The 20,526-nt window shown below is 69.2% G+C and carries 19 protein-coding genes; 13 read left to right on the top strand and 6 right to left on the bottom strand.

Annotated elements, in window-relative coordinates; genetic code table 11:
• Window positions 1–2 precede the first annotated feature (2 nt).
• The gene (locus tag ABZ803_RS17990) at window positions 3–1,388 is read left to right on the top strand and encodes an MFS transporter (protein WP_357038947.1); all 1,386 of its coding nucleotides are present in this window, start codon (window positions 3–5) and stop codon (window positions 1,386–1,388) included.
• Window positions 1,385–2,131: a 3-hydroxybutyrate dehydrogenase gene (locus tag ABZ803_RS17985; protein WP_357038944.1), complete on the top strand. Its 747-nt coding sequence runs from the start codon at window positions 1,385–1,387 to the stop codon at window positions 2,129–2,131. The genes ABZ803_RS17990 and ABZ803_RS17985 overlap by 4 nt, the downstream gene beginning before the upstream one ends.
• 8 nt (window positions 2,132–2,139) lie before the next feature.
• On the opposite strand, the gene ABZ803_RS17980 is transcribed toward ABZ803_RS17985, so the two are convergent.
• Window positions 2,140–2,733 carry a TetR/AcrR family transcriptional regulator gene (locus ABZ803_RS17980; RefSeq protein WP_040870070.1) on the bottom strand — a complete coding sequence of 198 codons (594 nt, stop codon included), beginning with the start codon at window positions 2,731–2,733 and terminating at the stop codon, window positions 2,140–2,142.
• A 93-nt stretch (window positions 2,734–2,826) separates the two neighbouring features.
• Between ABZ803_RS17980 and ABZ803_RS17975 the strand changes: the two genes are divergently transcribed.
• The 6 genes from ABZ803_RS17975 (at window position 2,827) to ABZ803_RS17950 (ending at window position 11,084) form a co-directional block, all read left to right on the top strand.
• Window positions 2,827–4,425: a carboxyl transferase domain-containing protein gene (locus ABZ803_RS17975; RefSeq protein ID WP_357038941.1), complete on the top strand. Its 1,599-nt coding sequence runs from the start codon at window positions 2,827–2,829 to the stop codon at window positions 4,423–4,425.
• A gap of 5 nt (window positions 4,426–4,430) precedes the next feature.
• Window positions 4,431–6,485 carry a biotin carboxylase N-terminal domain-containing protein gene (locus tag ABZ803_RS17970; protein ID WP_357038938.1) on the top strand — a complete coding sequence of 685 codons (2,055 nt, stop codon included), beginning with the start codon at window positions 4,431–4,433 and terminating at the stop codon, window positions 6,483–6,485.
• Window positions 6,482–7,642 carry an acyl-CoA dehydrogenase family protein gene (locus ABZ803_RS17965; RefSeq protein WP_357038935.1) on the top strand — a complete coding sequence of 387 codons (1,161 nt, stop codon included), beginning with the start codon at window positions 6,482–6,484 and terminating at the stop codon, window positions 7,640–7,642. The genes ABZ803_RS17970 and ABZ803_RS17965 overlap by 4 nt, the downstream gene beginning before the upstream one ends.
• A complete protein-coding gene (locus tag ABZ803_RS17960; protein ID WP_357038932.1) occupies window positions 7,639–8,124 on the top strand; it encodes a MaoC family dehydratase in 486 nt (161 codons plus the stop codon). The genes ABZ803_RS17965 and ABZ803_RS17960 overlap by 4 nt, the downstream gene beginning before the upstream one ends.
• 166 nt (window positions 8,125–8,290) lie before the next feature.
• On the top strand, window positions 8,291–9,103 hold the full coding sequence (locus ABZ803_RS17955) for a CoA ester lyase (protein ID WP_357038929.1): 813 nt from the start codon (window positions 8,291–8,293) through the stop codon (window positions 9,101–9,103).
• 31 nt (window positions 9,104–9,134) lie between these two features.
• Window positions 9,135–11,084 (top strand): acetoacetate--CoA ligase, encoded by a 1,950-nt coding sequence (locus ABZ803_RS17950; RefSeq protein WP_357038926.1) that lies wholly within the window; start codon window positions 9,135–9,137, stop codon window positions 11,082–11,084.
• Between the two features lie 47 nt (window positions 11,085–11,131).
• Here the strand turns inward: ABZ803_RS17950 and ABZ803_RS17945 are convergent, their stop codons facing one another.
• The 3 genes from ABZ803_RS17945 to ABZ803_RS17935 form a co-directional block, all read right to left on the bottom strand.
• Window positions 11,132–11,566 carry a PIN domain nuclease gene (locus tag ABZ803_RS17945; protein ID WP_357038923.1) on the bottom strand — a complete coding sequence of 145 codons (435 nt, stop codon included), beginning with the start codon at window positions 11,564–11,566 and terminating at the stop codon, window positions 11,132–11,134.
• Entirely contained in the window at window positions 11,563–11,772 is a 210-nt protein-coding gene (locus ABZ803_RS17940; protein WP_357038920.1) for a type II toxin-antitoxin system VapB family antitoxin, read from the bottom strand. Before ABZ803_RS17940 ends, ABZ803_RS17945 begins: the two co-directional genes overlap by 4 nt.
• A gap of 256 nt (window positions 11,773–12,028) precedes the next feature.
• Window positions 12,029–12,211: a hypothetical protein gene (locus tag ABZ803_RS17935; protein ID WP_357038917.1), complete on the bottom strand. Its 183-nt coding sequence runs from the start codon at window positions 12,209–12,211 to the stop codon at window positions 12,029–12,031.
• 215 nt (window positions 12,212–12,426) lie between these two features.
• Between ABZ803_RS17935 and ABZ803_RS17930 the strand changes: the two genes are divergently transcribed.
• The 4 genes from ABZ803_RS17930 to ABZ803_RS17915 all read left to right on the top strand — a co-directional run bounded on the left by ABZ803_RS17930 (window position 12,427) and on the right by ABZ803_RS17915 (window position 17,901).
• Window positions 12,427–13,764: a cytochrome P450 gene (locus ABZ803_RS17930; protein ID WP_357038914.1), complete on the top strand. Its 1,338-nt coding sequence runs from the start codon at window positions 12,427–12,429 to the stop codon at window positions 13,762–13,764.
• Window positions 13,765–14,052: 288 nt separating this feature from the next.
• A complete protein-coding gene (locus tag ABZ803_RS17925; protein WP_357038911.1) occupies window positions 14,053–15,294 on the top strand; it encodes a TetR family transcriptional regulator in 1,242 nt (413 codons plus the stop codon).
• 149 nt (window positions 15,295–15,443) lie between these two features.
• On the top strand, window positions 15,444–16,697 hold the full coding sequence (locus tag ABZ803_RS17920) for a helix-turn-helix domain-containing protein (RefSeq protein WP_357038908.1): 1,254 nt from the start codon (window positions 15,444–15,446) through the stop codon (window positions 16,695–16,697).
• Window positions 16,698–17,025: 328 nt separating this feature from the next.
• Window positions 17,026–17,901: an aldo/keto reductase gene (locus ABZ803_RS17915; RefSeq protein WP_357038905.1), complete on the top strand. Its 876-nt coding sequence runs from the start codon at window positions 17,026–17,028 to the stop codon at window positions 17,899–17,901.
• Between the two features lie 257 nt (window positions 17,902–18,158).
• On the opposite strand, the gene ABZ803_RS17910 is transcribed toward ABZ803_RS17915, so the two are convergent.
• The gene (locus ABZ803_RS17910; RefSeq protein WP_357038903.1) at window positions 18,159–18,425 is read right to left on the bottom strand and encodes a hypothetical protein; all 267 of its coding nucleotides are present in this window, start codon (window positions 18,423–18,425) and stop codon (window positions 18,159–18,161) included.
• Window positions 18,426–18,497: 72 nt separating this feature from the next.
• Between ABZ803_RS17910 and ABZ803_RS17905 the strand changes: the two genes are divergently transcribed.
• Entirely contained in the window at window positions 18,498–20,222 is a 1,725-nt protein-coding gene (locus ABZ803_RS17905; protein ID WP_357038899.1) for a helix-turn-helix transcriptional regulator, read from the top strand.
• A gap of 60 nt (window positions 20,223–20,282) precedes the next feature.
• On the opposite strand, the gene ABZ803_RS17900 is transcribed toward ABZ803_RS17905, so the two are convergent.
• A complete protein-coding gene (locus ABZ803_RS17900) occupies window positions 20,283–20,501 on the bottom strand; it encodes an MbtH family protein (RefSeq protein ID WP_357038896.1) in 219 nt (72 codons plus the stop codon).
• Between the last annotated feature and the right edge of the window lie 25 nt (window positions 20,502–20,526).

Raw genomic sequence — 20,526 nt, 5'->3', positions numbered from 1 at the left:
CGATGAGGGAGCACAGCGCCGCAGCGACCGCGGCGGCGGATTCGGGCGCGACGACCAGCGGCTTGCGCCGCGTGGTGGCCGCGTCGATGGCGGGCACGATCGTGGAGTGGTACGAGTTCTTCCTCTACGGCACCGCCGCCACACTGGTGTTCAGCAAGGTGTTCTTCGCCAAGGACACCAGCGACCTGGACGCCATCCTGGCCGCGTTCGTGACCTACGCGGTCGGCTTCGCGGCGCGTCCGCTCGGCGGCGTGGTGTTCGGGCACTTCGGCGACAAATACGGCCGTAAGAAGCTGCTGCAATTCAGCCTGGTGCTGGTGGGCAGCGCGACCTTCCTGATGGGCTGCCTGCCCACCTTCGGACAGATCGGCTACTGGGCGCCCGCGCTGCTGGTCGCCCTGCGCTTCATCCAGGGTTTCGCGGTCGGCGGTGAGTGGGGCGGCGCGGTGCTGCTGGTGGCCGAACACAGCCCGAGCCGCAGCCGCGGATTCTGGGCGAGCTGGCCGCAGGCGGGCGTGCCCGCGGGCAACCTGCTGGCGACGGTGGTGCTGCTGGTGCTGACCTCCACGCTGTCGGACGAGGCGTTCCTCGGCTGGGGCTGGCGGGTGGCGTTCTGGCTGTCCGCGGTGGTGGTGCTGATCGGCTACTACATCCGCACGAAGATCACCGACGCGCCCATCTTCGTCGCGGCGCAGCGGGAGGCCGAGCAGATCGAGGCGACCTCGCTGAGCGTGGTCGAGGTGCTGCGCCGCTACCCGCGCGGCGTGCTCACCGCGATGGGGCTGCGTTTCGGCGAGAACGTCATGTACTACCTGGTGGTGACGTTCACGATCACCTATCTCAAGGTCGAGGTGCACGCCGACACCCAAGTGATCCTGTGGTGGCTGCTCGCCGCGCACGCCGTGCACTTCGTGACGATCCCGCTGGTGGGCAACCTGTCCGACCGCTTCGGCAGGCGACCGGTCTACCTGATCGGCGCGCTGGCCGCGGGCACCTGGGGCTTCTTCGCCTTCCCGATGATGGACAGCGGCCACAACGCGGTCATCATGTCCGCCATCATCATCGGCCTGATCTTCCACGCCTTCATGTACGCCGGGCAGCCCGCGATCATGGCCGAGATGTTCCCCACCCGGATGCGCTATTCCGGCGTGTCCCTCGGCTATCAGGTGACCTCGATCGTGGCCGGTTCGCTCGCGCCGATCATCGCCGTCCGGCTGCTGAACACCTATCACTCCGCGGTGCCGATCGCCTGGTACCTGGCGGGCGCCGCGGCGGTGAGTGCGATCGCCGTGCTCGCCGCACGAGAGACGAAGGGGCTGACCTTGGAAAGCATCGATCACGCCGACGCCGAGACCCTCGGCGCGCGGGCCGAAGTGACCGTGCGATGAGCGATTTGGCGGGGCGCAGCGCCCTGGTCACCGGCGGCGCGAGCGGCATCGGCGCGGCATGCGCCCGCGTGCTCGCTGCGCGCGGCGCGACGGTGACGGTGGCCGACGTCGACGATGTCGGCGCGAAGACGGTGGCCAGGGAACTGGGCGGCAAGTCGTGGGCGGTGGATCTGCTCGACGTCGCGTCGCTGGAAGAGCTGGAACTCGACACCGACATCCTGGTGAACAACGCCGGGGTGCAGCACGTCAGCCCGATCGAGGACTTCGCGCCGCAGCGGTTCCGCGATCTGCTCACCCTGATGGTCGAGGCCCCGTTCCTGCTGGTGCGCGCGGCCCTGCCACACATGTACCGGCAGGGCTGGGGACGGATCGTCAACATCTCCTCGGTGCACGGCCTGCGCGCCTCCGAGTACAAGGTGGCCTACGTGACGGCCAAACACGGCCTGGAGGGACTGTCGAAGGTCACCGCCCTCGAGGGCGGCCCGCACGGCGTGACCAGCAACTGCGTCAACCCGGGCTATGTGCGGACACCGCTGGTGGACAAGCAGATCGCCGACCAGGCCAAGGCGCACGGCGTGCCCGAGCAGGAGGTGGTGCAGAAGATCCTGCTCACCGAGAGCGCGATCAAACGCCTCGTCGAGCCGGAGGAGGTCGCGTCGCTGGTGGGCTGGCTCGCCTCGCCGGAGGCGAGCATGGTCACCGGCGCGGCCTACACGATGGACGGCGGGTGGAGCGCGCGATGAGGGCGCGCTCAGCCCAGCGCGGTCAGCGCCATCCCGCGCAGCACCGGCCGGGCCCGGGCGGCGGTCGCCTCGCCCGCGCTGTGCGGGGTGGAGTTGATCAGGCCGAAGACGGCGTGGGCCTGCACCCGCGCCGTCTCCTCGGGTAGCTCCGGATGCAATTCGCGCAGCACGCCCACCCAGATCTCCACGTACTGGCGCTGGGTGCGGCGGATCTCCCTGCGGGCCGGGGCGGGCACGTTGTCCAGGTCGCGGTCCTGGATGCGGATCAGCTCCGGTTCGCCGAGCGCGAAGTCCAGGTGGTGATCGACCAGTCCGGCGAGCGCCAGCTCGGCGGAGTTCGTGCCCGCCACCACCGCCTTGCCGCCGTCGAGCAGGCGCTGACTCACCCCGACCAGCAGCTCCACCAGCAGCGCCTCTTTGTTCGGAAAGTGGCGGTAGACCGCGGGACCGCTGATGCCCACGGCGGCGCCCAGGTCGTCCAAGCGCATGCCGAGGAAGCCGCGATCGGCGATCAACCGCGCTCCGGCCTCCAGCAATTGCGCCCTGCGTTGCGCCTTCAGTTGCTCGCGACGGGTGGGCGCGACGGGTTCGGCACTGGTCACACGCGTTCCTCTCCACCGACCTGGACATCTCGGTTAATCAACACTAACCTGAATTCCAGTTATCGTCGACTAACTGGACGACAGGATGGCGTGATGACCGTTACCGAAGAGGCCGTCGGAAACCGGGCCGCGCACGCGGCGCTGGTCGACGACCTGCGCGCCCGGCTGGATGCCGCGGCGCTGGGCGGGCCCGCGAAGGCGCGCGAGCGCCATATCGCGCGGGGCAAATTGCTGCCCCGGCAGCGGGTGGACCAGCTGCTGGACCCGGGAAGCCCGTTCCTCGAACTCTCCCCGCTCGCCGCGACCGGGATGTACGGCGACGACTCCCCCGGCGCCGGGATCATCACCGGGATCGGACGGGTGTCCGGCCGGGAATGCGTGATCGTGGCCAACGACGCGACGGTCAAGGGCGGCACCTACTACCCGATGACGGTGAAGAAGCATCTGCGCGCGCAGGAGATCGCGGCGCAGAACCGCTTGCCGTGCGTGTACCTGGTCGACTCCGGCGGCGCCTACCTGCCGCACCAGGACGAAGTGTTCCCCGACCGGGAGCATTTCGGGCGCATCTTCTACAACCAGGCGACCATGAGCGCCAAGGGAATCCCGCAGATCGCCGCGGTGCTCGGCTCGTGCACCGCCGGTGGCGCCTATGTGCCCGCGATGAGCGACGAGGCCGTGATCGTGCGCAACCAGGGCACCATCTTCCTCGGCGGTCCGCCGCTGGTGAAGGCCGCGACCGGTGAGGTGGTCACGGCCGAGGAACTCGGCGGCGGCGAGTTGCACTCGCGTACCTCGGGCGTCACCGACCACTTGGCCGAGGACGACCAGGACGCGCTGCGCATCGTGCGCCGCATCGTGGCCACCCTCGGACCGCGCACGCCGGTCCCGTGGGACGTCCGGCCCGTCATCGCGCCCGCCGCGCCGGAATCCGAGCTCTACGACGTGGTGCCGGTGGATCTGCGCACCCCCTACGACGTGCGTGAGGTGATCCACCGCCTGGTCGACGGGACTCCGGAGGGCGAGGGCGGCTTCCACGAGTTCAAGGCCGGCTACGGCAAGACCCTGGTCACCGGGTTCGCGCACATCCACGGGCATCCGGTGGGCATCGTCGCCAACAACGGCGTGCTGTTCAGCGAATCCGCCATGAAGGGCGCGCATTTCATCGAGCTGTGCGACAAGCGCAGCATCCCGCTGTTGTTCTTGCAGAACATCACCGGCTTCATGGTCGGCCGCGACTACGAGGCGGGCGGCATCGCCAAGCACGGCGCGAAGATGGTCACCGCGGTGGCCTGCGCGCGCGTGCCGAAGCTCACCGTCGTCATCGGCGGCTCCTACGGCGCGGGCAACTATTCGATGTGCGGGCGCGCGTATTCGCCGCGGTTCCTGTGGATGTGGCCGAACGCCCGCATCTCGGTGATGGGCGGCGAGCAGGCCGCGGCGGTGTTGTCGACGGTGCGCGGTGACCAGCTCGACAGCAGCGGGCAGCCCTGGTCGGCCGAACACGAGGAGGCGTTCAAGGCCCCGATCCGGGAGCAGTACGAAAGCCAGGGCAACCCCTACTACTCGACCGCCCGGTTGTGGGACGACGGCGTCATCGATCCCGCCGACACCAGGACCGTGCTCGGGCTCGCTCTCTCGGTGTGCGCGCAAGCCCCCCTCGAACCCGTTTCCTACGGCGTATTCCGGATGTGATGGCGATGCTGAACAAATCCGTTCCCGTCGGGTTCGACACCGTGCTCGTCGCCAATCGCGGCGAGATCGCGGTGCGGGTGATCCGCACGCTGCGCGCGCTGGGCATCCGCTCGGTGGCCGTCTACAGCGACGCCGACGCCGACGCCCGCCACGTCCGCGAAGCGGATACGGCGGTGCGCCTCGGCCCGGCCCCCGCCCGGGAGAGCTACCTCGCCATCGACCGGGTGGTGGCCGCCGCCGTGCGCGCCGGCGCGCAAGCGGTTCACCCCGGCTACGGGTTCCTCTCGGAGAACGCCGCTTTCGCCGCGGCGCTGGCCGAGGCGGGCATCGTCTTCCTCGGCCCGCCCGCCCGCGCCATCGAGGTGATGGGCGACAAGATCACCGCGAAGAACACCGTGGCCGCGTTCGGCGTCCCGGTGGTGCCCGGCATCGCCACGCCCGGCCTGACCGACGACGACCTGATCGCCGCGGCCGCCGAAGTCGGCTATCCGGTCCTGGTCAAGCCGTCGGCGGGCGGTGGAGGCAAGGGCATGCGCCGGGTGGACGATCCGGCCCGGCTGCCGGAGGCGCTGCGCAGCGCCCGGCGCGAGGCGGCCGCCGCGTTCGGTGACGACACGCTGTTCCTGGAGCGTTTCGTCACCCGGCCGCGGCATATCGAGGTGCAGGTGCTCGCCGACCAGTTCGGCAACGTGCTGCACCTGGGCGAGCGCGAATGCAGCTTGCAGCGCCGCCACCAGAAGGTGATCGAGGAGGCGCCCTCGCCGCTGCTGGACGCGGCCACCAGGGCCAGGATCGGCGCCGCCGCCTGCAACACCGCGCGCAGCGTGGACTACGTGGGCGCGGGCACCGTGGAATTCATCGTCTCCGCCGACCGCCCCGACGAGTTCTTCTTCATGGAGATGAACACCCGCCTACAGGTGGAGCATCCGGTCACGGAACTGGTCACCGGCGTCGACCTGGTGGAATGCCAGGTCCGGGTGGCGGCCGGGCAGAAGCTGGCGGTGGCGCAGGACGACATCCGCATGGTCGGGCACGCGATCGAGGCCAGGGTGTACGCCGAGGATCCCGGACGCGGGTTCCTGCCGACCGGCGGCACGGTGCTCGACCTCGACGAGCCGGAGGGCCCCGGTGTCCGCGTCGATTCCGGTCTGCGGATCGGCACGCGCGTCGGCAGCGACTACGACCCGATGCTGTCGAAGGTCATCGCGCATGCCGCCGACCGGACCGCCGCGCTCGCGAAACTCGATCGGGCGCTGGCCGACACCGTGCTGCTCGGGGTGACCAGCAATATCGAGTTCCTGCGCTTCCTGCTGGCCGATCCGGACGTGGCCGAGGGACGACTGGACACCGGCCTGCTGGACCGGCGGGTGGCCGACTTCCGTCCCGCTTCCGTCGGCGACGACGAGTTCGTCGCCGCCGCCGCCCGGCATTGGCTGCGCCGCTGGCCCGCCACGCCGCGCGATCCATGGGAGATCCCGTCCGGCTGGCGCATCGGAGCCGACGCGCCCACACCGATCCGGCTCGCGGGCGGGGATCGGGTCGAGCATGTCCATCTCTCCGGCACGCCCGGCGACGGCGCGGTTCGAGTCGGCGACAATGGTGAAATACGTTCGCTGACAGCCGCATTCACCGGTGATGGTTGCGCGGGCGTGCTCACCCTCACGCTGGACGGCCTGCGCCGCACCTACCGGGTCGCCGAGCAGGACGGCCTGCTGTGGGTGGCCGGACCCTCCGGTATCGCGGCGCTGCGCGAAGTGGCCGAGGTCAACGTGCGCGGCGGCGACGAACACGTGGGCGACGCCGAGATCCGCTCTCCCATGCCGGGTTCGGTGATCGCGGTACCCCTCGCCTCGGGCGCCTCGGGCGCCGCGGTCGCCGCGGGCGATCCGGTGGTCATCGTGGAGGCGATGAAGATGGAGCACTCGCTCACCGCGCCGGTCGCCGGAACCGTCGAACTACTGGTCGAGCCGGGCGCGCAGGTGCGCCTGGACCAGGTGCTCGCGCGCGTGGTCGCGCAGGCCGAAACGAATCACGCCGAACGAGAAGGAATCCCCACATGACCGACTTCCTGTCCACCGGCACGCTGCCGGAGGAGTACCGGGACCTCGCGCTGACCGTGCGAGACTTCGCGCGGTCGGTGGTCGCTCCGGTGGCGGCCGAGCACGACGCGAACCACACCTTCCCGTACGAGGTGGTCGCGGGCATGGCCGAGATGGGCCTGTTCGGCCTGCCGTTCCCCGAGGAGTACGGCGGCATGGGCGGCGATTACTTCGCGCTGTGCCTGGCGCTGGAGGAACTCGGCAAGGTCGACCAGAGCGTCGCGATCACGCTGGAGGCGGGTGTCTCGCTCGGCGCGATGCCGATCTACCGCTTCGGCAACGACAAGCAGAAGCTGGAATGGCTGCCGCAGCTGACCAACGGCCGCAACCTGGCCGCGTTCGGGCTCACCGAACCGGGCGCGGGCAGCGACGCGGGCGGCACCAGGACCACCGCGGTCGCCGACGGCGGCGAGTGGATCATCAACGGCAGCAAGCAGTTCATCACCAACTCCGGCACCGACATCACCAAGCTCGTCACGGTGACCGCGGTGACCGGGCAGACCGGCGGCAAGAAGGAGATCTCCACCATCCTGGTGCCCACCGACACGCCAGGTTTCGTCGCCGAGCCCGCGTACAACAAGGTCGGCTGGAACGCCTCCGACACCCATCCGCTGAGCTTCACCGACGTGCGCGTGCCCGAGGAGAACCTGCTCGGCGAGCGCGGCCGCGGTTACGCGAACTTCCTGCGCATCCTCGACGAGGGGCGCATCGCCATCGCCGCGCTCTCGGTCGGGGCCGCGCAGGGTTGTGTGGACGAGAGTGTGCGCTACGCCAAGGAGCGCGAGGCGTTCGGCCAAGTGATCGGGCGCAACCAGGCCATCGCGTTCAAGATCGCCAGGATGGAAGCGCGGGCGCACGCCGCCCGGGCCGCCTATTACGACGCGGCGGCGCTGATGCTGGCGGGCAAGCCGTTCAAGAAGCAGGCGTCCATCGCGAAGCTGGTGGCCAGCGAGGCCGCCATGGACAACGCCCGCGACGCGACGCAGATCTTCGGCGGCTACGGGTTCATGAACGAATACGCGGTGGCCCGGCACTATCGCGACAGCAAGATCCTGGAAATCGGTGAAGGGACGACGGAGGTGCAGCTGATGTTGATCGGACGGGAGCTGGGCCTGTGACCCGGCGTACGGTCGTGCAGCGCGGCCTGTGGTTCGAGGAGTTCGACACCGAGGTGATCTACGAGCACCGCCCCGGCCGCACCATCACCGAGGCGGACAACGTCCTGTTCACCACGCTGACCATGAACACCCAGGCGTTGCACTTGGACGCGGCGTTCAGCGACCGGTTGCCGCCGTTCCACCAGCGGCTGGTGAACTCGATGTTCACGCTGTCCACCTTGATCGGGCTGTCGGTGGCGCAGCTGACCCAGGGCACCATCGTGGCCAACCTCGGGTTCTCCGAGGTCGCGTTCCCCAAGCCGGTGTTCCACGGCGACACCTTGTACGCCGAGACCGTGGTCACCGACAAGCGCGAGTCCAAGAGCCGTCCGGGCGAGGGCATCGTGACCTTCGCGCACACCGGGCGCAACCAGCACGGCGACGTCATCGCCACGGCCGTCCGCAAGACGCTCGTCCGCAAAGCCCCAGAGGGCCCGGCGTGAGCGGTCAGGGCCGGAGGCGGCAGCGCAGCGTACCCACGCAGGCCCCCGCTCACGCCGACAACAGACACAGCGTGAGCGGTCAGGGCCGGAGGCGGCAGCGCAGCGTAACCACGCAGGCCCCCGCTCACGCCGACAGCAGACCAGACACAGCGTGAAAGGACACGGTATGAGCTGGCAGATGGCGGGCCCGGCCTGGTTGTTCTGCCCGGCCGATCGCCCTGAACGCTTCGCGAAGGCCGCGGCCGCGGCGGATGTGGTGATCCTCGACCTCGAGGACGGCGTCGCCGCGCACGACAAGGCGGCGGCGCGCAAGGCGCTGGTGGACACCCCGCTGGATCCGGCGACCACGGTGGTGCGGGTCAACGCGGCGGGCACCGAGGACCACGCGCTCGATCTCGCGGCCCTCGCAGGCACCGCCTACCGGCGGCTCATGCTGCCGAAATGCGAGTCGGCCGAACAGGTCGCGGCGCTGCCCGAGCACGAGGTGATCGCGCTGATCGAGTCGCCGCTCGGCGCGCTCACCGTCGGCCATGTGATGACGGCGCACAACGCGATCGGCGTGATGTGGGGCGCGGAGGATCTGGTGGCCGGGCTCGGCGGCACCGCGAGCAGGCACGCCGACGGCGGTTACCGCGACGTGGCCCGCCACGTGCGCTCCAGCACGCTGCTGGCGGCCAAGGCCTACGGCAAGTTCGCGCTGGACTCGGTGTTTCTGGACATTCGGGATCTGGACGGGCTGCGCGTGGAGGCACAGGACGCGGTCGCGGTCGGGTTCGACGCCAAGGTCGCCATCCATCCGAGTCAGGTGGCGGTGCTGCGCGCCGCCTACGCGCCCTCGGAGGACGAGGTCACCTGGGCGCGGCGGGTGCTGGAGGAAGCGCCGAAGCACCGCGGGGTCTTCGCCTTGGAGGGCAGGATGGTCGATGGCCCCGTGTTCCGGCACGCCGAGCAGATCGTGCGGCGCGCCGACCGCGCCTGAGCACCGAGTTTCCACAGTCAGGAGGACCGCGATGCAGCCGCAATGGGTGCCGACCGAAGAAGACATAGCCGCAGCGAAAGTCACCGACTTCGCGCGATTCGTCGCCGAGCGCACCGGCGTGCGCACGGCCGACTATCACGCGTTGTGGCAGTGGTCGGTGCAGGATCTCGCCGGGTTCTGGCACGCGCTGTGGGACTATTTCCAACTCGGCGACGTCGCGGGCGAGGTATTGGCGAACGCCGAGATGCCGGGGGCGCGATGGTTTCCCGGCACCCGGCTGAACTACGTGGACCAGGTGATCCGGCAGCTGCGCACCGACCGGCCCGCGATCAAGGCGGTCAGCGAGGACGCGCCGATCCGGGAGGTGTCCTGGGCCGAATTGATCGACCACACCGCCGCTTTCGCGCAAACGCTGCGTTCGCTCGGTGTGCGGCCCGGTGACCGGGTGGCGGGGTATCTGCCGAACATCCCGGAGGCGGTGATCGCGTTCCTGGCCACCGCGAGCATCGGCGCGGTCTGGAGCGCCTGCGGGCAGGACTATTCCCCGAAAGCCGCGCTGGATCGGCTCGGGCAGCTCGAACCCACCGTGCTGGTCACCGCCGACGGCTACCGTTTCGGCGGCAAGGCGCACGACAAGCGCGAGGACGTCGCCGCCTTGCGCGCGGGCCTGGACAGCTTGAAGGGCACGGTCGTGGTGCCCCGGCTCGGGCTCGAGGTACCGGACGCGACCTCGTGGGACGACGCGATCACCAGCACCGAGTCGCTGCCGCCGGTGATCACCACCGAATCGGTGGATTTCGACCATCCGCTGTGGATCGTGTTCTCCTCCGGCACCACCGGCCTGCCGAAGGGCATCGTGCACGGCCACGGCGGCGTGCTGCTCGAACATCTCAAAGCCGTTGCCCTGCAATCCGACATCGGCCCCGAGGACACCTTCTTCTGGTACACCAGCCCGAGCTGGATGATGTGGAACTTCCAGATCGCCGGCCTGCTGACCGGGGCGACCATCGTCACCTACGACGGCAGCCCGACCGCTCCCACCCCAGACGCGCTGTGGCGCATCGCCGCCGAGGTCGGGGCCACCGTGCTCGGCGCCAGCCCCGGCTATGTGCTGGCGTGCATCAAAGCGGGCTCCGTACCGCGGACCGATCACGACCTGTCGGCGCTGCGCGCGGTCGGCATCACGGGTTCCTCGCTGCCCACCTCCTCGGCGCTGTGGCTGGGCGAGAACGTCGGCGAGCACGTCCAGGTCTCCTCGATCAGCGGCGGCACCGACGTGGTGTCCGCGTTCATCGGCGGCGTGCGCACCGTGCCCGTGTGGCCGGGCGAGCTGTCGGCGCCCTATCTCGGCGTCGCGCTGGACGCCTACGACCCGGCGGGGCAGCCGGTGCGCGGTGAGGTGGGCGAACTGGTCGTCACCGCGCCGATGCCGTCCATGCCGGTCGCCTTCTGGCGCGACGAGGACGGAAAGCGCTACCACGACGCGTATTTCGACATGTACCCCGGCGTGTGGCGGCACGGCGACTGGATCACCATCACCGACCACCACAGCGTGATCGTGCACGGGCGGTCGGATTCCACGCTCAACCGGCACGGCATCCGGATGGGCAGCGCCGATATCTACCAGTCCGTCGAACGGCTCCCGGAGATCGCCGAGGCACTGGTGATCGGCGCCGAGCAACCCGACGGCGGCTACTGGATGCCCCTGTTCGTGACGCTGGCCCCCGGCGCCGAACTCACCGACGAGCTGAAAGCCCGCATCAACAGCACCATCCGCACCGAGGTCTCCCCCCGCCACGTCCCGGACGAGATCATCCTCGCCCCCGGCATCCCACACACCCGCACCGGCAAGAAACTCGAGGTGCCGATCAAGAAACTGTTCCAAGGCGCCGACCCGGCCCGCGTCGTCGAACGCAGCGCGGTGGACAACCCGGACCTGCTCGACTGGTACGGCGCCATCCGGCGCGGCGGGCAGGGCTGAGAACTCGAATTCGACTAAGGCGCAGTAGTTTCGCGGGTCACAACAACCTAGTCGAGGCTGCCCTGTGGCACGACCCAGACCTGGGGCTGCCTCGTCACTGCCGCGATGTGCTCGAAATCCGCGTCGTAGTGGATCAGTACGGCCCCGTGGAACTCGGCAACGGCGGCAGTGAGCAGATCCACGATCCCCGCGGCTCGGTGGTGACCTTTGCGTGCCATCAATTGCTGGACTTCTTGCGCGCGGTCGGCGATCGTCTCGTTGATCGGCAGGTTGACGTAGAGAGCGCGACGGCGCTGGCCGATGTTCTGCACGTCTGCGAGGTTGCGGCCGGAGTAACCCGCTTCCAGATCCACCGTGACGCAGGTAGCGGCCGCACGGTCGGCGATGAGCCCGGCGATCACCGCACGCACTGGCTCATGCCCGAGTCTGGCGCTCGCGGAGGTGTCCACGAGATGGAGTCGCAGAGGAGTGGTTTCGGTCAACGGCGCGCCTCGCGCATTACTTCGGCATCACCGATATCCTGACCGACGCCGAACCCGTACGGATCGGTCAAGACCTGTTCGATGCGGCGTCTCCGCTCGGCGACGAATTCCAGCGCCGCGTTCACCGTGTCCTTCTTGGTGGTGGTCCCCAGTTCCTTGGCAGCGAGAGCTAGGGCTTCGTCGTTCAGATCGATCATAGTCTTCATATATACGAGGATATATTCGCGTAAACCCGTAAAGCAACATGCCCGACGGCGGGCACGCTACGGCTGTCAGCCCCTGCGCATACTCACGTTCGTCCTTCGCCAGGCACCCCGCACCGGCGAGAAGCCGGAAGTGCAGATAGCCGCTCCGAACGGCGTCGCCGAACGCCGCGCGGTGGACAACCCGGACCTGCTCGACTGGTACGGCAGCATGCGGCGCGGCTGAGGGTCCCGGGTTCGACCGGGGTGCGGCGGGTTCCTATCCGCGGTAGGCGCGGCCGCCGATCGACGCGGTGAAGACCGCCGGCCGTGCGCCGCGGGTGGCGGCCAGGTTGCGCTTCTCCTGCGGGGTGAGCCGATAGCGCGCCGCGATCCGCCGTGCCGCGGCGATCACGTCGCCCAGCACCGGCACGGGGTCCACCGGGCGCAAAGCCGAGGCCATGACGAACTCCTTACCAGAAAGACGCACCGGTACAGTCGAATTCGGCCGACACGTGGTCGCGAGGTATGCGGTTCGCGGAGATCCGCGCTTCCGGATCGACGCGGGCCCCGGGCGGCGACTGCGCCCTGGCGGTGGCCTTCGGGCATGGACCGGCGTCCGGGTTTCTCCTAGCGTGGAAGCGACAGCCAGTCCGATACCCGCGTGGAGGTGGCATCGTGGCCGCACAGGACGTCCGAGAGCGGACCGAGCACGAGGGGTTCCCGCCCGGGCCGCCGCTGCCGCCGCTCGTGCAGAGCGTGTTGTTCCAGCGGGACCGGGCCCGCTTCCTCACCGCGATGGCGCGCCGCTACGGCGACGTCTTCGCCCTGCGGGTTCCGCCGTTCGCCGACCGCGTGGTGGTGTACTCCCGCCCCGAACACATCAAGGAGATCTTCGCGGGCGACCCGCACGATCTGCACGCGGGCGAGGGCAATCAGATCCTGGGCGCGATCATGGGTCCGCATTCGCTGCTGCTGACCGACGAGGCCGAGCACGCGCGGGCGCGCAGGTTGCTCATGCCCGCCTTCAACGGCTCCGCACTGCGCGGCTACCGGGCACTGATCACCGAGATCGCGGCGGCGGAAGCGGGGAGCTGGGCGGCCGGGTCCACGGTGCGCATGCTGGACCGGATGAACGCGCTCACCCTCGAGGTGATCACGCGGGTGGTCTTCGGCGTGACCGACGAGCGGACCAAAGCCGAACTGAGCCCGCGACTGAACCGGATCGTCCACCTGAACCCGCTGATCTTCCTGGGCTTCAAGGACGACCGAATGCGCCGGATCGGGCCGTGGCGGAAGTTCGCCGAGAACCTGACGGCGGTGGACGACCTGCTCTACGCCGAGATCGCCGAACGGCGGCGCGCGACCGATCTGGCCGAGCGCGCCGATGTGCTGTCGCGCCTGCTCCAAGTCGGCACGGGCGACGACGACGCGCCGCTCACCGATGCCGAGCTGCGCGACCAGCTCATCACCCTGCTGCTGGCCGGGCACGAGACCACCGCCTCGGCGCTGTCCTGGGCGCTCTACGAACTCGCCGCCGACCCCGAGATCCAGCGGTCGGCGGCGGAGGCCGCGCGCACGGGCGACGAGAAGTACCTCGACGCGGTGCTCAAGGAGGCCATGCGGTTGCACACCATCATCTCCGGCACCAATCGAAAACTGACCAGGGACATGACGATCGGAGGACGGCGGCTCCCCGCGGGCACCGTGGTCGCCACCTCCATCGTCCTCGCACACCGGCGTACCGATGCCTACCCCGACGTCGCCGTGTTCCGTCCGGCTCGCTTCCTGGACGGCGCGGTGGCGCCGAACACCTGGCTGCCGTTCGGCGGGGGCGTGCGGCGATGCATCGGCGCGGGGTTCTCGCTATTGGAAGGCGTCACCGTGCTGCGGGAAGTCCTCCTCCGCCACGCCCTTTCGCTGCCGGCGGACGGCAAGCCGGAGCGCGGCAAGGTCCGCAACATCACCACCGTGCCGGGCGGGCGGGCTCGGGTGGTGATCAGCCCGCGCGGCTGACAAATATGTGAACAACGATTCTTTGCATGATCTGCTGTTGTACTGGCTCTATCGTGGTGTAAGTTTATCTTTGTTCGACAGCCTGTCCGGCCTGGCGCGCATGGTGCCCCTACGCTCGGCCGATTCCGGTTGTCGACTTCCGGACGCACCGGCGCGCACATCCCGCCTTATCGCATGCCGGCGCGCACCGGAGAACAGGTATGGCTCCCGGGGGCCGCTCATCCCCGGGAGCCGTATCCCGCGACGCGGCGACCCCGGCCATACGGCCAGGTCGTTACGATGTTCCTCATGAGTGTCGACAATCGCCGTACGGCGCGGAAGGCGAGCAGCGGCGACTCGGCACCTCGGGAGATCCGGCGCAGGCCGAAGAATCGCCGTGCCCAGATCGCCGCGGCGTCGGCGGCCGCGTTCGGCGCGCTGGGCTACCACGGCGTGAGCATGGACGACATCGCCTCCGGCCTCGGGATCAGCTCCGCGGCGCTGTATCGCCACTATCCGAGCAAGTACGCGCTGTTCCGGGAGGAACTGCTGCGCGTCGGCCGGGCGATGACCGAATCGGTGGAGCTGCCCGAGGAGGCGGCGGACCGGCCCGCCGAACAGCGGCTCCAGCACGTACTCGACGCGCTGATCGCGGTCACCATCGACAATCGCCCCACCGTCACACTGGTGCGCTGGGAGGTCAGGTACCTCGAGCCGGACGACCAGATCACGCTCAACGACCAGCAGGCCACGGTGCTCGGCGCGCTGGGCAGCCAACTCGCCGCGCTGCGCCCGGAACTCGCCGAGCAGGACGTGCGTGTGCTGCGCGCCGCCCTGCTCAGCACGATCACCAGCATCGCCGACCACCACGCCGCCCTCCCGGTGAAACCTCTTGCCCGCCTTCTGCATTCGGCCTGCTGGGCGGTCGCGCACGCGAAGCTGCCCGCCACGCGGCCGGTCGAGCCGGTCGCGGTGGTGGAGATCCCGGACTCCTTCAAACACGAACTGCTGCTGCGCAAGGCGGTCGAGCTGTTCCACGAGCGCGGCTACCCCAACGTCAGCGTCGAGGACATCGCCACGGCCGCAGGACTTTCGGCCGCCTCGGCGGTGTACCGGTTCTACCGCGGCAAGAGCGACATCCTGGCCGCCGCGTTCCGGCGCGCCGCCGAACGTGTTTCGGGCGCCGTCGGCCCCGCCGTGGCGGCGGCCACCAGCTCCGAGGACGCGCTCACGGCGCTGATCACGCAGTATGTGGCCGGATCGTTCGCCGAACGCGCGCTCACGTTCGTGTATTACACGGAGTTCCAGCACGTTCCGGTCGAGGAGCGCACGGTGCTGCGCAATATCCAGCGGCTCAGCGTCGAGGAGTGGGCCCGGTTGCTGCGCGAGGTGCGCCCGGAACTCGCTGCGGCGGAGGCACGCATTCTGGTGCACGCCGCCTTCGCGGTGGTGGTCGATCTGGGCCGCGCCTTCGGCGACGAGCCGCTGGCCGCCCAGGATCGGGTGCGGCTGCTGATGCAATTGGTGCTGTTCGGGCGGCCCGCACGCTAGCCCGGTATGTTATCGAGAATTCTCGATCAACCGGCTCTATAGAGCGACATGAGGGCCGGTTCACAGCTTCTTTGTGATCTATCATTCACTTGTTCCCCAGGCAGGGCAGCATCGGCGTACCAAACGTTGGCTTGGGCTACCATCGCGGCATGGGTGCCCAGGACCGCCACGCTGCGGACAAGGCGGCCGACGGGACACCGGCACGGGTGATCCGGCGCCGCCCACGCGACCGCCGCGCGCAGATCGCGGCCGCGTCGGCCGAGGCGTTCGGCGCGCTGGGCTACCACGGCGTCAGCATGGACGACATCGCCTCCCGGCTCGACATCAGCTCCGCGGCGCTGTATCGCCACTATCCGAGCAAGTACGCCCTGTTCCGCGAGGAAGTGCTGCGCTTGGGCACGGTCAGTCAGGAAGCGGCCCGGCTGCCCGATGCCACCGGCCTGCCCCCAGCGCAACGGCTCGAACGCGTGCTCGACGCCCTGATCGACGCGGCGATCGCCAACCGGCGCAGCACCGCGTTGTTGCGTTGGCAGCGGCGCTACCTGGAGGACGCCGACGCGGCCACCCTGGCCGATCAGCTCGCGGGGGTGAACGCGGCGCTCACCTCGCTGCTCGCGGAGACCAGGCCCGCGCTGCCCAAGGCCGATCGCTCCGTGCTCGCCGCCGCGGAGCTGAGTGTGCTCAGCAGCATCGGCGATCACCACGTGTCGATTCCCGTGCGGGCGCTCACCGCGCGGCTGACGGCGGCCTGCCGCGCACTCGCCGCGTGCGAGCTGCCGCCTGCCGGTACCACCGAAGCGGGGAGCTTCGCCGCGACCGAGATCCCGCTGACCTTCAAACACGAATTGCTGCTGATGCGCGCGGTCGAGCTGTTCCACCAGCGCGGATACCCGAACGTCAGCGTGGAGGACATCGCGACGGCCGCCGGGCTGCCCGCCTCATCGGCGGTGTACCGGTTCTACCGCGGCAAGGGCGACATCCTCACAGCGGCGTTCCGCCGGGCGGCCGATCGAGTGTCGGCCGCCATCGGGCCCGCCGTCGCCGCGGCCGAGACGCCGGAGCAAGCGCTCGACACCCTGATCGAGTTGTATGTGGCGGGCTCGTTCGCCGAGCGCGAGCTCACCTTCGTCTACTACGCCGAGATCAGCAACGTGCCGCCGGAGGAGCGCACCGTGCTGCGCAACATCCAGCGGCTCAATGTCGAGGAGTGGGCCAAACTGCTGGTCGGCGTGCGGCCCGAGCTGTCGGCCGCCGAGGCGCGCCTGCTGGTGCACGCCGCGTTCGCACTGGTCGTCGACCTGGGTGAGCGTTTCGGCTCCACCGACCCGGCGTGCTCGCCGCGCCGCGTGATCCGCCTGATGCAGGCGATCCTCTTCGACCGGCCCGCGGTCCCCACGCCGTAGGCCGCCGATTCGCGGACGAAACGCCCCACAAGTGGCACATGACTGCGCCATTTCGCGAGTACGCCCTCGGTGGTGTGCCACTCGCCGCGGGTGGGCCGAGTACGGTGGGGCTCGTGCCATCCACCGGGGGGATGCCGGTGCGCCGGACGCGAGGCGCAGGTGTCGATGTCGGGTCGGCCGGGGACCCGGTGGGTGTTTACGCCACCGGCGAACACCGCGGTGGGAATCGACCTCGCGACAGCGCTGTTGCGGCAGGGAGCGCGCGCACGTACCGGCGCGACTCGGGTAGAGCATTCGCGCAGTTTCCGACTTCGGAAGGAACATCCACATGAGCACAAATCTCGACGCGCAGACCGCGGCGGCGTCCGGAACCTTCGCCATCGGCGGCGATCTTCCGGTGCATCGGCTCGGGTACGGCGCGATGCAGTTGACCGGCCCCGGGGTGTGGGGCGACCCCGAGGACCCGGACGAGGCGGTGCGCGTTCTGCGCCGCGCGGTCGAGCTCGGCGTCAACTTCATCGACACCGCCGACTCCTACGGCCCGTTCGTCAGCGAGAAGCTGATCCGTAAGGCCCTGCGGCCTTACCCGGAGGACTTGGTGATCGCCACCAAGGCCGGTCTCACGCGTCAGGGGCCCAACGAGTGGCGCCCGGTCGCCCGGCCCGAATACCTGCGCCAGCAAGCCGAACTCAGCCTGCGCCACCTGGGTGTCGACCGCATCGACCTGTACCAGCTGCACCGCATCGACCCCCAGGTGCCGCTGGCCGACCAGCTCGGTGAACTCGTGGCGCTCCAGCAGGAGGGCAAGATCCGGCACATCGGCCTCTCCCAGGTCACCGTCGAACAGCTGCGCCAGGCACGCGAACTCGCCACCATCGTCTCGGTGCAGAACCTGTACAACCTGGCCAACCGCGCCGACGAGGACGTGCTGAACTACGCCGAGCAGGAGAACATCGGCTTCATCCCGTGGTTCCCGATCGCCACTGGCCAACTCGCCGCCCCCGGCGGTCCGCTGGCGGCCATCTCCGCCGACCACGGCGCGTCCCCCGCCCAACTCGCCCTGGCCTGGTTGCTGCGCCGCTCCCCCGTGATGCTGCCGATCCCCGGCACCTCGAGCGTCGCGCACGTCGAGGAGAACATCGCCGCCGCGCGAATCACGCTGAGCGACGAAGAATTCGAATCCCTCTCGGCAGCCACCCAATAGACGGGAACTGCCCGCCCGAGTAGCACATCGGCGAGAGGTCTACTCGCGATTCGCCGCAGCCGTGTGCCACTCACGACCGGTGGCGGCGGCGAGGTGGGTGTGGGTCGATGTTCCCCTCCGACATCGACTCTGGATTGGAAGTATGGGGGGACGGTGGTACCGGTCGGGACTCCCTCGCCGAGTCCCGACCGGTGAGTGAACTGCGCTGTCTGGCGGATTACGCTGGGCGGCAACGAGTTCGGCGCGCCGACGGTCGGTCAGCGCGAGTATCCGTCGGCCCGGCTGTCGGGGATGACGCGGCCGGAGGCGACCAGGGTGCGGAAGGCCGCCTGCTTGCGGGGGCAGGCGTCGGCGCGGCAAGGGCGGTGGCCCTGCATCACCCGGTGCGCCTGTTCGATGGTGAACGGATGCTCGGGCGGACGGTGCGCGTCCTCGGCGCCGCCGTGCGGCAGACACGATCCGACACCGATGATGGCGGCCACCAGCAGCGTGCACGCGCCGAGCATGCTCAGCAGCGGTTCCACGGCGGATTACTGGCCGGCGTCCTGCCGGAAACAGAACGCCGACGCGGTTAGGTACTGACGGCAGCTCGCGCCGTGACCGGCGTGGACGGCGCAGAGAAACCGTGCGCGGTCGTAGGTCAGACCGAGCGGTTCCTGCGTGCAATCGCGGCTTTGTACCAGCCACAATTCTCTGACGTCCGAGTGCAACACGTCCATCTTTCACCTCCACTTGAGCAGTGCACCCGGCACCGAGAAGGCGCCGCCGGATCGCGCTCGACACGGATGGATCGGGCCGTGTCGGGACCGTGCGCCGGGTTCCGGACAACGGGCGCCCTCGACAGGGTTTGGGCGGACCCCCGATGCCGGGTGCGGTTCAACAGTGCGCGTTGCGATTCGGTAGATAACAGACCCGAATGCGGTAATTGCGAGTACTTTCCGTTTGTAGCGGCCTGGAGCGAGGAAGAGAGACCTATGGTGGAGGTCGACTGGACGGGCGAAGCTGTACATGCGCTTCGCACGGCGATGAAGCGAAGCCGTTACGAATTCGCGCGTCTGGTGGGCGTCACACCGCGCACCGTGGTCCTGTGGGAGAACGGCCGGACAACCCGGATGCACGCCGCTAGCCAGCGTCTCCTCGACAGAGTCCTGTCGCAGGTCGATTCCGTCGTCGCCGAACGATTCGAGCGTGCGATCGTCACGGGCCGGGCGACCGCCCCCGACTACGAAAGCGCCGATTCGGCGCCCGAAAGGCACACCAAGCTCGGTAGGGAAATCGGGCTCGACAAGGAAGTCGAGGAAGACGACGTGAGAAGGCGAGAACTGCTGGCCTGCATCGGCGCGGGCCTGGCAGGCCAGGCGGCGGACCTGGTGGCGAGCGAACCGGAACGGATGCTGGCAACCCTCGACGCGGGGTCGATCAGCGAACGGCGACTGGCGTTCCTGGAGCAGTCGGCCGAGGTCCTCGGCACGCGGGTGGTACAGGTGCCGCCGCACGAACTGCTGCAGACCGGGCTCGAGCAATTCCGGATGGTCCGAAGCTGTCTCGGCGAACGGCAGCCCACCCATCATCAGGTCCGGCTGGTGCGCACGGCGGGCAGACTGGCGAACGTGGTCGGCGAGATCCTCTTCAACGAGGGGCATTTCGGCCAAGCCCGGATGTGGTACGCCACCGCGATCCATGCCGCGCAGGACATCGGCGACCGCTATTCGGAGGACATCGCCCTGGCCGGGCTCGCGTATTTGCCCACCTATAGCGATAAGCCGAAGGAAGTTTTGCAGTTACTCGACGGCCGATTGCAAGAAAATCCGTCCTACGGCGCGGCCGCCGCGTGGTTGTGGGGAATGGCGGCGCGCGCGCACGCCAGTCTCGGGCACGCCGACGAATTCGCCCGCTGTATCACGCGATCGGCATCGGCTTTGGAAGACGTCGGGCCGGAAGACCTTTCGGTCGGTATTTTTTCTTTCCGCCCCGAGAAACTCGCCTTTTATCAGGCGATCGGATATTCCCGCCTCGGCCGCGCCGAGGAGACCGCCGTGGCGGCCGCCCGCGCGATGGCGCTGTACGACCCGTCGGAGACCATGGAGCCCGCCTTGGTCCGCTTCGAGCACGCCACGGCGCTGCTGGCCTCCGGCGAGATCGAGGAAGCCTGCGCGGTGGCGACCAGCGCCATCACGAACGCGCACACCTACGTCGGGCTCACCGTCACCCAGCGCGCCAAGCAGTTCGACTCGGCGCTCGGCGGCCTGCGCACCAGAGCCGTCGGTGAATGGCGTCAGCATGCGCACGCGGTGATCGAGTCGGCGCAGGTCAAGGCCTGAGGCGGAGCGCGCCGGTCGGCAGGGGGGATGGGGACCGGCGCGCCCCGCGCATTCAGGTGGTCAGTTCGCCTCGCTGGACATGGCCACGATGAGCGACTTGGGGCGCATGTCCACCCAGTGCGTCTCCACGTACTCCAGGCAGGACTTGCGATTGGCCGCGCCGTACGCGATGGTCCAGCCACCGGGGACGGCGGCGAAGACCGGCCACAGGGAGTGTTCGCCCTCTTTGTTGATCAGGACGTAGAACTTGGCGTCGTCGTTCTCGAACGGATTGGTCATTGCGGGTTTTCCTTCTTCCTGGTCG

Origin of the sequence: Nocardia sp. NPDC047648 (assembly GCF_040642815.1) — a bacterium.
GTDB lineage: Bacteria > Actinomycetota > Actinomycetes > Mycobacteriales > Mycobacteriaceae > Nocardia > Nocardia gamkensis.
The sequence above is the reverse complement of the archived record's forward strand: the minus strand, read 5'-3'. Positions and strand labels throughout refer to the sequence as shown.